This is a genomic window from Mesorhizobium sp. BR1-1-6, from assembly GCF_020165355.1.
Classification (GTDB): Bacteria; Pseudomonadota; Alphaproteobacteria; order Rhizobiales; family Rhizobiaceae; genus Mesorhizobium.
The window spans coordinates 907231-920641 of the sequence record NZ_JAIUHZ010000001.1; the positions used below are offsets into that span (position 1 = coordinate 907231).

Sequence of the window (13411 nt, forward strand, 5' to 3'; positions counted from 1 at the left end):
TACCTTCCACAAGGGGAGGGCAAATCCTCAGCCTACGCCGACATAGCGCCTGACCGCCGACGGGTCGGCGCGCAACGCCTCTACGTCGACCGTCTCACGGTTGCGGCCATTCTCGATGAAGGCGACGCGGTCGGCGACCGACAGCACGGCATCGACCCGCTGCTCCACCAGGATGGTGGAAACGCCCAGTTCGCGCAGCTTGGCCACCGTCTCGCGGATTTTTGCGATCATCGACGGCATCAGCCCTTCGGTCGGCTCGTCGAGCAGTAGCACCTGCGGTTCCAGGCAGAGCGCGCGTGCCATGGCCAGCATCTGCTGCTCGCCGCCCGACAAGGTGCCCGAGCGCTGCCTGAGCCGCTGGCGCAGCACCGGGAACAGGTTGAGCACGTTTTCGCGCACGGCCTTCCCCTTGCCGCGCGCCATCAGCCCGATCTCGATGTTCTCCGCCACCGTCATTTCGGCGAACAGCCGCCTGCCTTGCGGCACATAGGCAATGCCGGCTTTAGGCACCTCGTGGGCGGCCAGACCGGTCAATTCCTGGCCTGCGAGGCTGATCGAACCGGCACTCGCCCGGACCAGCCCCATGATGGCTTTCAGCGTCGTCGTCTTGCCGGCGCCGTTGCGGCCGAACAGGCACAGCACCTCGCCCTTGTTCAGCGCCAGGTCGAGCCCATAGAGCACCTGAACCTCGCCATAGAAGCAGTCCAGTCCCGCGATCCGCAACGCTTGCGTCTTGCTCGTCTCGGTCATGGGGCGGTCCCGAGATAGGCTTCCTGCACCGCCGCATTTTCGCGGATCGCCTCCGGCGTGCCCTCTGCCAGGATCTTGCCGGCGTTGAAGACGGTGATGCGGTCGGCCAGTTGCATGACGACAGGCATGTTGTGTTCGATCAGCAGCACCGTGGCGCGGTCGGCGATGTCGCGCACGAGTGCGATGAAATTGTCGATCTCGCTGTCGGCCAGCCCCTGCGTCGGCTCGTCGAGGATCAGCAGGCGCGGCTTCAGCGCCAGGCCCATCGCCACCTCCAGCAGCCGCTGGTGGCCGTAGGACAACTGCCCGGCCTGCATATGGGCGCGGTCGGCCAGGCCGGTGCGTTCGAGCGCCGACATGACGCCTGCCTTGATCGCGCCCTTCGAAAGGCCGTCGCTCAGCGTGAGCTGCACCGGCAGCGCGACATTGTCGTAGACGCTGAGATTGGCGAAGACGCTGGTGATCTGGAACGTGTAGGCGATGCCCTGGCGGACCCTGACATAGGCCGGCAGGCCGGTGATGTCGGAGCCGTCGAAAACGATCGATCCGGACGAGGGCGGGATACGGCCGCTGATCAGGCTGACGAAAGTGGTCTTCCCGGCACCGTTGGGGCCGATGACGGCGCAGATTTCGCCCGGCACCAAGGTGAAATCGACGCTGTCGACGGCGCGCAGGCCGCCGAAATTGCGCGACAGGCCTTTGGTGGTCAGAAGCGGCGTCATGGCAGCCATCCGAGCCAGCGCTGCCGGATGCTGCCCAGAATGCCTTTCGGGAAGAACAGCACCAGCAGGATCAACGCGACGCCGACGATCAACAGGTAGGCGGAGGTGAAGCCGCTGGTGACGTCGATGACATAGTACATGAACAGCGTGCCGATCAGCGGTCCGAGCGTGGTGGCGGCGCCGCCGAGCAGCACCCACAGCAGCGGCAGGATCGAGTACTGTACCGAGGCGAAGCTCGAGCCGACATAGCCGAACAGCAGCGCATAGGCAGCGCCCGACGCCGCGCAGATGGCGCCGGAGACGACCACGGCGGCGAGCTTGTTGGAGAAGGTGTCGTACCCCAGCATTTTGGTCCGTTCCTCGTTCTCGCGGATGGCGACCAGCACGCGGCCGTATCGGGAGCGGACGACGGCCAGCGTGACCAGAAGCACGAGCGAGAACAGAGCCAGCGCGCTCATGTAGCGCACCGTCGGATTGGTGAGATCGAGCGACGTCGCGCCGAAATTCAGGACGCGTGCCGGCTGCGGCACCACCATGCCCTGGTCGCCGCCGGTCCACGCGGCAAAATAGAGGATGAGGAGGTAAAAGACCTGCGCGAACATCATGGTGACGATCATGAAGGCGACACCCGTGGTGCGCAGCGCCAGCAGCCCGATCACCAGTGCCAGCACCGCGCCGCAGGCGATACCGCTCAACAAAGCCGCCGGCACGCTCCAGCCAAGCTGGATGACGGCAAGGCCGGCGCCGTAGAGGCCGGCGGCAAAGAACATGGCATGCCCGAGACTGAGCAGTCCGACATAGCCGAACAGCATGTTGTAGCCCATGGCGAAGACCGTCAGCACCATGATACGAGCGACGAGGCCGTGATGATAATCCGGCAGCACGAAGCTCAGGACAAAAAGCAGCGCGATGACGCCGAGATGCAAGCCATAGGCTTTTGCCGGCGAGGTCTCGCTCATCGCGTCGTCGTCCCGAACAGGCCCTGCGGCCGGAACACCAGCACCATGGCGACCAGCAGCGTGGCGATGATCTTGGCCAGCGTCGGCGAGAAGAACATCGAGATGATGCCGTCGGACAGGCCGATCAGCACGGCGGCGATGACGGTTCCGCGCAACGAGCCGAGGCCGCCGATGATGACGACGATGAAGGACAGCAGCAGCGGGTCCTGCCCCATCAGGTAATGCGCCTGGCTGATCGGCACGATCAGCACCGCGGCGATGGCCGCGAGCATGGAGCCGAGCGCGAAGACGCCGCCATAGACTCGATCGACAGGGATGCCGAAGGCCTGCGCCGTCTCGCTGTCATACTGCGTGGCACGCATGACGAGGCCGACCCTGGTGCGCGTCAGCACCAGCCATGTCACCACGAGCAGAAGGACGGATGCCGCGATGATCGACAGCTTGTAGCCCGAATAGCCGAACCACGGCAGAAGGATGCGATAGCTGAAGGGCGGCTCTACCGGGCGCGCTTCCGGACCATAGAAGGTCAGCGCCAGCTGCTGGATGATGTAGAGCATGCCGATGGTGGCGACGATGGTGGCTTCCGGATTGTAGTTCAGCCGGCGCAGCACCAGCCGCTCGGCCACCAGTGCAAGGGCGCCGACGACCAGCGGTGCGATGATAAGTGCCGCCAGGAACCCGAGCGCCGGATGGCCTCCGATCGCAGTCGTGATCGCCCAGGCGAGCACGGCTCCCAGCATGAAGAACTCGCCATGCGCGACGTTGACCACGCGCATCACGCCGAACACCAGCGACAGGCCGAGCGCGGTCAGCGCCAGCACGGCGGATGTGACGAGCCCTTCGAGGGCGGCAAGGAGGAGGTGGGGTCCGAAATGCATGGGTTAGGCACTCACCGATAGCGCAATCGCGCCCCTTGAGGGGGGTGAGAAGTGGTCCGCGCAGCGGACGGAAAGCCAATTGCTTGGCTTTCCGAACGACGAACGCCCGGAGCGACAGCGAAGGGCCGGGTCCGGCAGGACAGAGGGGGGCGGCTTGGCGCTCACGCTTGTTAGATGGCTAAGCCTACAACGCCTGCGTCGTATAATCCCCCTCGGCCTCGTAAAGCCCGTCCTCGATCTTGGTCTTGTGCACCACCTTGAGCTTGCCGCCGTCGACCTTGGAGATGTTCTGGATGCCGAAGCACTGGTGGATCTTGCCGTTGAAGGTTTTTGGCCCCTGCGGATGCTCCGGACCTTCGGCGAATTCGGTCAGCGCCTCGGTCGCCTCGACCAGCTTGGCGCGGTCTTCCGGGCCCTTGTAGCCGGCGTCTTCCATCGCTTTCTTGACGACGTAGAGCGTCTCCCAGCAGCCGAACATGTGCGCGGCGGTGGAGACATCCTTGGGGTCGCCGACGGCCGCGCCATTGTCGTCGATGCCCACGGCGGCGCGATAGGTCTTCTGCGCCTCGGAATCGTCCGCCTGGGCATAACGCGGCGAGCCTTCCCAGAAATGACTGCCGTCCAGGAATTCGAGCCCGGGGCTGTTGATGTCGACGGCTTCGAGCGAATCGATGAAGCCGAACAGCTGCGGCCGGTTGGAGCCGTAGAACTCGCCAAGCTCCTTGACGAAGGTGAGCACCGCCGGGCCGACCATGACGTGGTAGATCACCTCGGTCTCGGCAGGGATCTGCGGGAAGTATTTGGTGAAGGAGCTCTCCGTCGGTGGAATGGCGATTTGCGCGATGACCTCTGCGCCCTGCGCCTTCAACGCCGGCGGGAGGTAGTCGCGGTGGTCGTAGCCGAAAGCAAAATCGGGGAAGATCTGTGTCACCTTCTTGCCGGCATTGGCCGCGATCCACGGCGCCATCGACTGGATCTGGCTCTTTACGTCGGTGATGCCGGGCTGGAAGACATAGCGGTTGAGCTTGGTCGAGGCGACATGGTGGCCTTCGCTGACGACGAAATAGGGCATCTTGGCTTCGCCGGCGGCGGGTGCCGAGCCGATGACGACATGCGAGAACAAGGTGCCGAAGACGATGTCGGTCTTGTGCTGGGTGGCGAACTTGCCGACCACCTCGGCACCGCGGCCGGGATCGGTGCCGTCATCCTCGATGATGACCTCGACCGGCCGGCCATTGATGCCGCCGGCCGCGTTGATCGCCTTGACCGCCGCGGCCGTGGTCTTCTCGTACCAGCGGCCATAGGCGGCGCCGATGCCGGTTCGGTGCGACTGGAAGCCGATCTTGATCGGGGCGGAGCTTTGCGCCTGGGAGTAGCGGACGAAACCGGGCGCGACCGCCAGGCCGGCGCCGGCGGCCAGACCCTTCAGCGCGGTGCGGCGGGTGAGACCGGCCTTGGAGAGATCGAAAAACCCATTCTTGTCAGTCACGGCAGTTCCCCTGTTTTTGAGTTTTGACCAATGGCTGGAATGTAGCAGACCGCGTCCTGCGGACGGCCGAAATTGCATGTGTACAAACTAAATCACCAAAGTCCGGACACGGCAATGCCGTTTCCCCAGGGGGATCCCGGTTTATTTCCACCGCGTCTAGCCAACGGTCGGCGTGGCGAGCAGCCAGAGGCCGAAGACGGTGTAGGCGATCATCAGCAAGGTGAGCGGAAACTGGCTGAGCGCGGCGCGGGCGGGAACCAGATGCAGGCGTGCGGCGAAGCCGTGGGCGACGAGCACGGCAAGCAGATGACCGAGAATGATGGCACCGGCCTGGATGTTCCACAGCCACCATGCCGAGCTCGCGCCGGCGACGATGCCGGCTTCGATCTGCATGTCGGCGGTGCCGAAAAGGTTCCAGCCGAGCGCAAACGGATCGGACAGTGCCGCAAGCGCATACTGGCCGTCGACCAGCAGCGCCGTCAGGTAGTGCGCGATGTGGTAGGCGAGCGCGATCGGCACGATCGACCAGACCAGCAGCCCCGTCGCCTCGCCAAGCCTGTGGCCTTCGCCGGCGAGCTTCTGGCCGACGACCACGGCAAGCAGGAAGACCACCGCAAGCAGCACGAATGTCAGGACGAGGCCGAAACTGCCGCTGCCGTTCACCGCCGTGCGGCCGGGGAATTCAAGCGGATTGATGCCGAACAGGCCCAGCCAGAAGAAGGTCTTCGACAGGCCGTCATAGGAAACCGAGGACAGGGCGAGCAGCAGGAAGGCCACGCCGCTTGCCGGCAAAGGCGCGGCGCTCAGCAGCTTGGCGCCCGGCCAGCATAGCGCAAGCCGGCCGCGCTCGTCGCGCACGAGCGGCGCGAAGCGTGCCACCATCGAGAAGAAGACGGTAAGGAACTCGCCGCTGCGGGCCCACGCCCCATAACCGAACGACAGCATCGCCAGCAAGGTGAACAACCAGTAGAGGCCGGCGGCCCGGGCCAGCCGTGTCGGATCGTCGGGCGCCGGATCGATGAGCTCGAACCAGGCAAAAGCGAAGAACAGGAGGACAGCCGGCCAGTATCCGAGCCATGATGGAAGGCGCCTGGCCGCTTCACCGCCCCTGCCGGCCAGGCGCGACAGGAGACGCACCGGCCCGTACCAGGGATTGAGCCAGGACCAGAGGTCGCCGAGGAAACCTTGCAGGAGCGTGAAGCCGGCCCACAGCAGTGTCCAGATCACCAGAGGCAGCGGGTTGGAGAGCGGATCGCGGCTGCCGAGAAAACCCGCGGCAATGAGACATGCAAAGCCGGCAAAGGATATCAGGCTGGCAGCGGTGCGGGCATCATCACCCAGTGTGAACAGTGGCAGGCGCCGCCGCCAGAAACGATCGAGCCGATGCGCCGGCAGCAGCGCCAGCACGAGGAAGCTGGCGGCCACGGCGAAAGCGCCGCCGACAAGATAATAGCCGGTCGGGAGAAGCAGGACGTGGCCGCGGTCCGAGGCGTGGGCGAAGGCTGGGGTGGGTGAGAGGAGCAATAGAGCGATAGGCAAAGATGCTAATGACCGACGACGGCACTCTACGGCGCCCCCCTCTGTCCTGCCGGACATCTCCCCCTCAAGGGGGGAGATTGGCGGTTTCTCTGTCGGCGCTTCCCTTGCAACGCCGGAGGTTCGCGAAGACGAAGATGACAGCATGATCTCCCCCCTTGAGGGGGAGATGTCCGGCAGGACAGAGGAGGGCGCCAAGGAACTCAGCCTATCCGACTTTGCCGTCTCGTATGGCGATGCCGGAAGCACCGGTGGTGCCCTCACACCTTGATCAACTGCTCCACCCGGTCCTTTTCACCGAAGATGCGCAGATACCGCTGGATCTCCTTGAGGTCGCCCGTCGCCTTGGCCGGATTGTCGGAGAGCTTGACCGCTGGCCGGCCGTTGGCCTCGGTCACCTTGCAGACCAGCGATATGGCGTCGAGGCTGTCGGTCGCCGTAGGCGCGCAGCCCTCGAAATCATTGGTCAGGTTCGTGCCCCAGCCGAAGGACATGCGCACCTTGCCCTTGAAGTGGCGGTAGGTCTCCTCGATGGTCTCGACCTCGAGCCCGTCGGAGAAGATCAGCAGCTTCTGCCTGGGGTCCTTGCCCTTCTCGCGCCACCAGGACAGGATCTTCTCGCCGCCCTCGATCGGCGGCGCGCTGTCGGGGCGAAAGCCCGTCCAGTCGGCCACCCAGTCCGGCGCGTCGCGCAGGAAGGAAGCCGTACCGAAGGCGTCGGGCAGCACGATCAGCAAATTGCCGCCATAGTAGCGCTGCCAATCCTGCAGCACCTTGTAGGGCGCCTGTTTCAATTCCTTTTCCGAATTGGCCAGCGCCCCAAGCACCATCGGCAGTTCATGCGCGTTGGTGCCCAGCGCCTCGAGGTCGTTGTCCATGGCCAGAAGCACGTTGGAGGTGCCGGTGAAAGCCTCGCCGATGCCTTCCTTCAGCGCTTCCACGCACCAGCGCTGCCACAGGAAGGAATGGCGCCGGCGCGTGCCGAAGTCGGAAATACGGATGCCGGGCAGCGCCTTCAGCCGTTCGGTCTTGGCCCACATCTTGGCTTTTGCGCGGGCGTAGAGCACGTCGAGCGTGAAAGGCCCGAACGACCGCAAGGCGGCGCGCGAGCGCAATTCGTTGATGATGGCGAGTGCGGGAATCTCCCACAGCGTGGTGTACATCCACGGGCCGCTGAAGGAGAGTTCATACTGCCCGCCGCGCCTGGAAAGCTCGTAGTCGGGCAACCGGAAATTCTCCAGCCAGGCCAGGAATTCCGGCTCGAAGATCTGCTTGCGGCCATAGAAATTGTTGCCCCCCAGCCAGATCATCTCCTTCTTGGAGAAGCGCAAGGTGCGGGCGTGGTCAAGCTGTTCGCGCAACTCGCCCTCGTCGATCTCCTCGGCCAGCCGCACCGAAGTGGTGCGGTTGATCAGCGAAAAGGTGGCGTCGACCTTGGGGTACATCCCCCAGATCATCTGCAGCATCAGAAGCTTGTAGAAATCCGTGTCCAGCAGGCTGCGCACGATCGGGTCGAGCTTCCAGGTATGGTTGTAGACGCGCCGCGCAATATCGGTCCTGGCCATGTCTCGTTACCGCCTTCGCTGCCTGCCGCCCATGATCGCGACAGGCCTCATAGCATCGAATTGGCAAAAGCGCTGCCCGGTTTCAGGCTGGCCCGACAAAAAGAAAGACCTGCGGCAGCCAACCCGTCCGAACGCAATTGATTTTTCCAAAGCGCTACCGGACACTCCGGAGAGACAGACAGGAGAAAACCGACATGGGTTATGACAGCGGCAAGCTCGACGCGTTGCGCCGCAAATATGGCGAGAGCCATGGCGGCGAGATGTTCGACCCGAAGTTCCGCAAGGTCGCCGACAAGATATTTTCCAAGTCGGGCACGCGGCTGGCGCCCTATTCCGGTATCCCCACCTTCCTCGCCGCGCCCTATCGCGAAATATCGGCCGACAACCCGGATTTCGGCGATTTGCAGGTAGCGATAGCAGGCGTGCCGATGGATCTCGGCGTCACCAACCGGCCGGGCTCCCGCTTCGGGCCGCGGGCGCTGCGCGCCATCGAGCGCATCGGCCCCTACAATCACGTGCTGGAATGCGCACCGACGCATGAGCTCAGGGTCGCCGACATCGGCGACGTGCCGTTCCAGAGTCGCTACCGGCTCGAGACCTGCCATGAGGACATCGAGCGCCGCACCAACCAGATCGTCGATGCCGGCGTCATTCCATTGTCGGTCGGCGGCGACCATTCGATCAGCCATCCGATCCTGAAGGCCGTCGGCAAGAAGGCCCCGGTCGGCCTCATCCACATCGACGCCCATTGCGATACAAGCGGCTTGTTCGACATGACCAAGTTTCACCATGGCGGCCCGTTCCGCAACGCGGTGCTCGATGGCGTGCTCGACCCGACGCGCACCATCCAGATCGGCATCCGTGGCTCGGCCGAATATCTGTGGGAGTTCACCTACGAATCCGGCATGACCGTGATCCATGCCGAGGAGGTGACCGGCCTCGGTATCCCCGCCATTATCGGGAAGGCGCGCAGAATAGTCGGCGACGGACCGACCTATGTCTCCTTCGACATCGACAGCGTCGATCCGGCCTTCGCGCCGGGCACCGGCACGCCGGAAGTCGGCGGCCTGACGACTCGGGAAGTGCTCGAACTGCTGCGCGGCCTCAAAGGCCTCAACATCGTCGGCGGCGACGTGGTCGAGGTGGCGCCGCAATATGATGCGACCACCAACACCGCGCATGCCGGCGCCCAGGTGCTGTTCGAAATACTGAGCCTGATGGTGTTCAGCCCGGCGCTCAAAAACAGCTGACGCCGACAATGACGGAAAGGCCACCGGACAACCCGGCGGCCCTCTGCATCAGTGTTCGAACACCAGCGGCGGCGCGAGGCGATCCCGCCGTAGCCAGCGCGCCAGAAGCAACGCCGCCACCACCGCCAGTCCGCTGGACAGCCCGATCCAGATGCCGACGCCATGGAAGCCGAAAGGGAAGGCGAGCAGCACGCCCAGCGGCAGGCCGACGCCCCAATAGCCGATCGCGGCATAGATCATCGGCACCTTGGTGTCGTGCAGGCCGCGCAGCATGCCGGCGGCAACCGCTTGCGCGCCATCGAAGACCTGGAACAGGGCCGCGAAGACCAGGAACGATACGGCAAGCGTGATCACCCTGGCATTGGCCGGATTGGCCAGGTCGATGAAGGCGCTGATCAGGAGATGCGGCCACAGGATCATTATCAGACCCATCAGGGCCATGAACGAGACGCCGATGACGAAGGCGGTCCAGCCGGCGCGCGAGACGCCTTCCGGATTGCCGGCGCCATGCGCAAGCCCGACGCGCACCGTCACCGCTTGGTTGAGGCCGAGCGGCACCATGAAGGAGATCGACGCGATCTGGATGGCGATGGCGTGCGCGGCAAGCGAATCCGCGTCGATAAGGCCCATCAGCAGCGCCGCGGCATTGAAGATCGTCACCTCGAAAGCAAGGATGCCGGCGATCGGCAGGCCAAGCCGTAGCAGGCCCTTGAAGCGCGGCCAGTCGGACCGCCAGAAGCGGCCGAACAGATGATAGCGCCTGAATTTCTTCTCCCACATCACCACGGCGGCCATGCCGACGAACATCAGCGTTGAGGACAGCGAGGTGGCAAGGCCCGAGCCTGATATGCCCATGGCCGGGACGCCGAGATTGCCGAACATGAACACCCAGTTGAAGAGCGCGTTGCAGGCGACGGCGACGAAGACGATGATCAGCGCCCAGCCCGGCCGCTCCAGCGCCGAGATGAAGGAACGCAGCACGATATAGCCGTAGAAGGGCAGCACCGCCCATTCCAGCCAGCGCAGATAGATGCCGGCGCTGTGCGCCAGAGCCGGTTCCTGGCCCATGGCGAGCAGCACGTTCTCGCCGTGCCAGAGGAAGATCCAGATCGGGATGCAGATGAGGATCGCCAGCCACAGGCCCTGGCGCACGGTGCGGCGCAGGTCGCGCACCGAATGACGGCGGCGGCCGAGCTCGGTCGCCATCATCGGCGAGGTCGCCAGCATCAGGCCGAGGCCGAAGATCAGCGGCATGAAATAGAGATTGGCGCCAAGCGCGCCGCTGGCCAGCGTGTCCGCCCCCAGCCTGCCCATCATCATGACGTCGGTGGCCGTCATGGCGGTCTGGCCGAGATTGGTCAGCACCATCGGCCAGGCGAGCGCCAAAGTCGCCCTGATTTCCTGACGCCAAAGATTTTCCGGCGCGCGAGCGCCGGCTTCGATCGCAGACATTATTCCGCTCTTTCAAGGTTGCGGCGCATCGGCAAAAAAGCCGGAAGCCGCATTGCAAACGGCGAGACCCTCGGTTTCGCGGCGTTTACGTCAGCTTTTGTACGAAACGCGACATGAAGGCAAGGGAGGAGGGGCGGGAACAGATTGATCCAGTCGGATCGCCGACGACGCTGAAGGCGACCGACGCTCTCCGACGGCCCATTTCACACATGCTCCCAAGGCTGCTACGCATTGCAAGGACGAGCGAGGTGCCACGGAACCCAAATTTGCAGGAGGCAGGATGCAGTTCAGGCGCAGAAGGAATCCGGTTGCGACGCTTCGCACGGCGCCGGCCTTCGAACATATCGTCACCGAGGCGAGCGACAGTTTCCTGTGGCGGCTGGACGACTATCCCTGGGAGCGCAATGTCTGGAATTTCCATCCGGAGTACGAAATCCACCTCTTGCGAAAATCTTCCGGCGTCGTGCTGGTCGGCGACCACATCGGCGAGTTCGGGCCGGGTTACCTGACCATTGTCGGCGGCGGGCTGCCGCATGATTGGGTGACGGCGGTGCAGCCGGGCGAGCTGATCGAAGGCCGCGACATCGTCCTCCAGTTCGATGCCGAGAGGCTGCGCGGGTCGGCTGGCCTGTTGCCCGAACTACGCGAACTGGAGCCGTTCCTGGAGCGGTCGCTGCGCGGCATGGTTTTTCATGGCCGCACGGCACTGGAAGGCGCCGAGTTGATGGAACGGATGGGGGACGTCAGCGGGCTAACCAGGTTCTGCCTGTTCCTGAATCTCGTCGATCTCCTCGCCAGGACCGACGAATACGAGCTGTTGTCTTCGCCGGATTTCTCCCCTGTTCTGGATGCCGCCTCGCTCGACATCATCCAGCGCACGCTGACCTATCTGTTTCAGCATTTCGCCGAAGATCTGAAGCTGCCTGATGTGGCGGCGCTCGCGGGAATGACCGAGAGCACATTCTCGCGCTTCTTCCAGAAGAACACCGGCAATTCCTTCAGTGACCACCTTGCCAAGCTGAGGCTGTGGCAGGCCTGCAAGCTGCTGGCCGATACCGATATTCCGATCACCGACATCTGTTTCCAGGTCGGCTATATGAACATCTCCAATTTCAACCGCGCCTTCATGCGCAAGCACAAGATGACGCCGTCATCCTATCGCAAGCTGTCGCGGCAGCGGCTGGCGATGCGCGCGTAAGCACGCCCTAAAAACCACCGCCTCCGAGTCCGATCGATACTCATGTGAGATTGGCCGCAACCGGATGCCGGTTTTTGCGCCGCACAATGCATAAAAGTACAGGTCTTCTGCAACGGGGCTTCTAGCGCGAGCCGCTGCAACTCCGCATTTTGGCGATGGGTGGCAAGTCGCTCGGGCGATGGTGAGGATCGCGCAACCCGAGGACGTCCGCTTCCTGCGACGTGTTCCTGGAGGAGAAAATAATGAAACCAATTCGGCTCGCTGCCAGCCTTGGTGCAGCTTTCATGCTTTCCGCTACCGTTTCAACCATCGCTTTAGCGCAGGCGCCGGTCTGCTCGGCGCCGGTCAAGGTGCTGGCGCAACCACGTGACGGCCTGACGCTTCTGGAGGACTCCAAGGCCGAGTTCGAGAAGCTTGCCGGCGCCGGCTTCCAGATCGATTACCTCAACGAGAACGACCGCCGCGCAAAATCGCGCGCCGATGCGTCCACGGTCGGCAACTACAACGTCTACTATGTCGACGAAGCCAATGTCGCGCTGTTCGCGTCCTCGAAATGGATCGTGCCGCTGAGCGATTATTATCCGGCCGACTACGACTATGCCGATTTCGATCCGGGCCGCCAGAAGGTCGCCACCTATGATGGCAAGGTCTGGTTCGCGCCGCTGACCGGCGGCGGCGACCTGATGGTCTATCGCAAGGACGTGCTGGAGGCAGCCGGCATCCAGCCGCCGAAGACGCTCGACGAGCTGATCGCCGACGTGCCGAAGCTGACCAATCCGGACAAGGGCATGTATGGCATCGCGCTGCGCGGCGCGCGCGGTTCGGGCGCCAATGTCTGGCGCTGGATGCCGTTCTTCAAGGCCTATGGCGGCCAGTGGTTCGACGGCGACAAGCCGGTCTTCAATTCCGACGCCGCGGTCAAGGCGACCGAGACCTACCTGAAACTGTTCAAGGATTCGGCGCCCGGCACGCAGACCGGCAGCTGGGATGAATCGACCGGCGCCTTCCTGTCGGGCCAGGTCGCGATCCTGGTCGAATCGACGCCGCTGTCGGGCATGGCGGTCGACCCGAAGACCTCGCAGGTCGTCGGCAACATAGGTTTCCTGCCGCCCCCGTCGCCACTGCCCGGCGGCGGTTACGGCCATGGCCTCGCCATCGCAGCGAAGGCCAATGCCGACGACGCCTCGAAGAAATGCGCCGGCCTGTTCATCGCCTGGGCAACATCGAAGGAAAACGAGAAGCGCCGGCTCGACGCCCACCAGTTCGGCGAGCTGAACCGCACCAGCATTCTGGCCAGCAAGGAATTCGCCGATATTTACGGCGCCGATCTCGGCCAGGCACTGGCCGAAACCGGCAAGGTCACGGCGGTCAATTTCTGGCAGGACCCGCGTTGGCCCGATCTCGGCGACCGCTGGGGTATCATCCTCGAGGAATTGGTCACCGGTACCCGCACCGACATCAAGGGCGGCCTCAACGAACTCGAGGCCTATGCCAACGAGCTGGTGAAGAAATAAGCCATCCTCCCCCTGCGGCGCGCGGTCCACGGCATTCGGTGGAGCGCCGGAACCTGTGCGCCGCAGGTCCTGGTTTCATCATTGCGGTTTGAGCCAGC

Annotated in this window: 11 protein-coding genes; 3 read left to right on the forward strand and 8 right to left on the reverse strand. The window is 64.0% G+C overall.

Features of this window, described 5'->3' with window-relative positions; all coding sequences use genetic code 11:
* Window positions 1–27: 27 nt before the first annotated feature.
* From LB545_RS04430 to pncB, 7 genes are all read right to left on the reverse strand, one after another.
* On the reverse strand, window positions 28–750 hold the full coding sequence (locus LB545_RS04430) for an ABC transporter ATP-binding protein (protein WP_140582849.1): 723 nt from the start codon (window positions 748–750) through the stop codon (window positions 28–30).
* A complete protein-coding gene (locus tag LB545_RS04435; protein WP_140582852.1) occupies window positions 747–1472 on the reverse strand; it encodes an ABC transporter ATP-binding protein in 726 nt (241 codons plus the stop codon). The genes LB545_RS04430 and LB545_RS04435 overlap by 4 nt, the downstream gene beginning before the upstream one ends.
* Window positions 1469–2431, reverse strand: coding sequence for a branched-chain amino acid ABC transporter permease (locus tag LB545_RS04440; protein WP_140582854.1), 963 nt, complete (start codon window positions 2429–2431; stop codon window positions 1469–1471). Before LB545_RS04440 ends, LB545_RS04435 begins: the two co-directional genes overlap by 4 nt.
* Window positions 2428–3309 carry a branched-chain amino acid ABC transporter permease gene (locus LB545_RS04445; RefSeq protein ID WP_224704500.1) on the reverse strand — a complete coding sequence of 294 codons (882 nt, stop codon included), beginning with the start codon at window positions 3307–3309 and terminating at the stop codon, window positions 2428–2430. The genes LB545_RS04440 and LB545_RS04445 overlap by 4 nt, the downstream gene beginning before the upstream one ends.
* Before the next feature lie 184 nt (window positions 3310–3493).
* A complete protein-coding gene (locus LB545_RS04450) occupies window positions 3494–4798 on the reverse strand; it encodes an ABC transporter substrate-binding protein (protein WP_140514345.1) in 1305 nt (434 codons plus the stop codon).
* Between the two features lie 156 nt (window positions 4799–4954).
* The gene (locus LB545_RS04455; RefSeq protein WP_224704502.1) at window positions 4955–6394 is read right to left on the reverse strand and encodes a hypothetical protein; all 1440 of its coding nucleotides are present in this window, start codon (window positions 6392–6394) and stop codon (window positions 4955–4957) included.
* Between the two features lie 200 nt (window positions 6395–6594).
* Complete coding sequence (pncB, locus tag LB545_RS04460) at window positions 6595–7899, reverse strand: nicotinate phosphoribosyltransferase (protein ID WP_224704504.1); 1305 nt, start codon at window positions 7897–7899, stop codon at window positions 6595–6597.
* 194 nt (window positions 7900–8093) lie between these two features.
* Here pncB and speB point away from each other — a divergent pair, with 194 nt between their 5' ends.
* Entirely contained in the window at window positions 8094–9149 is a 1056-nt protein-coding gene (speB, locus tag LB545_RS04465) for an agmatinase (protein ID WP_224704506.1), read from the forward strand.
* 48 nt (window positions 9150–9197) lie between these two features.
* Here the strand turns inward: speB and LB545_RS04470 are convergent, their stop codons facing one another.
* On the reverse strand, window positions 9198–10601 hold the full coding sequence (locus LB545_RS04470; protein ID WP_140524197.1) for an MATE family efflux transporter: 1404 nt from the start codon (window positions 10599–10601) through the stop codon (window positions 9198–9200).
* 280 nt (window positions 10602–10881) lie between these two features.
* Between LB545_RS04470 and LB545_RS04475 the strand changes: the two genes are divergently transcribed.
* Both LB545_RS04475 and LB545_RS04480 read left to right on the forward strand, forming a co-directional pair.
* The gene (locus LB545_RS04475; protein WP_140524196.1) at window positions 10882–11799 is read left to right on the forward strand and encodes an AraC family transcriptional regulator; all 918 of its coding nucleotides are present in this window, start codon (window positions 10882–10884) and stop codon (window positions 11797–11799) included.
* A 242-nt stretch (window positions 11800–12041) separates the two neighbouring features.
* On the forward strand, window positions 12042–13313 hold the full coding sequence (locus LB545_RS04480; RefSeq protein ID WP_140524194.1) for an ABC transporter substrate-binding protein: 1272 nt from the start codon (window positions 12042–12044) through the stop codon (window positions 13311–13313).
* The last annotated feature ends 98 nt before the right edge of the window (window positions 13314–13411 follow it).

What these genes read in the sequence shown, in the direction of transcription:
- LB545_RS04440 (WP_140582854.1), bottom strand. Translation starts at nt 2,431, where the DNA reads ATGAGCGAGACCTCGCCGGCAAAAGCCTATGGCTTGCATCTCGGCGTC.
- LB545_RS04475 (WP_140524196.1), top strand. Translation starts at nt 10,882, where the DNA reads ATGCAGTTCAGGCGCAGAAGGAATCCGGTTGCGACGCTTCGCACGGCG.
- speB (WP_224704506.1), top strand. Translation starts at nt 8,094, where the DNA reads ATGGGTTATGACAGCGGCAAGCTCGACGCGTTGCGCCGCAAATATGGC.
- LB545_RS04445 (WP_224704500.1), bottom strand. Translation starts at nt 3,309, where the DNA reads ATGCATTTCGGACCCCACCTCCTCCTTGCCGCCCTCGAAGGGCTCGTC.
- LB545_RS04430 (WP_140582849.1), bottom strand. Translation starts at nt 750, where the DNA reads ATGACCGAGACGAGCAAGACGCAAGCGTTGCGGATCGCGGGACTGGAC.
- pncB (WP_224704504.1), bottom strand. Translation starts at nt 7,899, where the DNA reads ATGGCCAGGACCGATATTGCGCGGCGCGTCTACAACCATACCTGGAAG.
- LB545_RS04455 (WP_224704502.1), bottom strand. Translation starts at nt 6,394, where the DNA reads ATGTCCGGCAGGACAGAGGGGGGCGCCGTAGAGTGCCGTCGTCGGTCA.
- LB545_RS04470 (WP_140524197.1), bottom strand. Translation starts at nt 10,601, where the DNA reads ATGTCTGCGATCGAAGCCGGCGCTCGCGCGCCGGAAAATCTTTGGCGT.
- LB545_RS04480 (WP_140524194.1), top strand. Translation starts at nt 12,042, where the DNA reads ATGAAACCAATTCGGCTCGCTGCCAGCCTTGGTGCAGCTTTCATGCTT.
- LB545_RS04435 (WP_140582852.1), bottom strand. Translation starts at nt 1,472, where the DNA reads ATGACGCCGCTTCTGACCACCAAAGGCCTGTCGCGCAATTTCGGCGGC.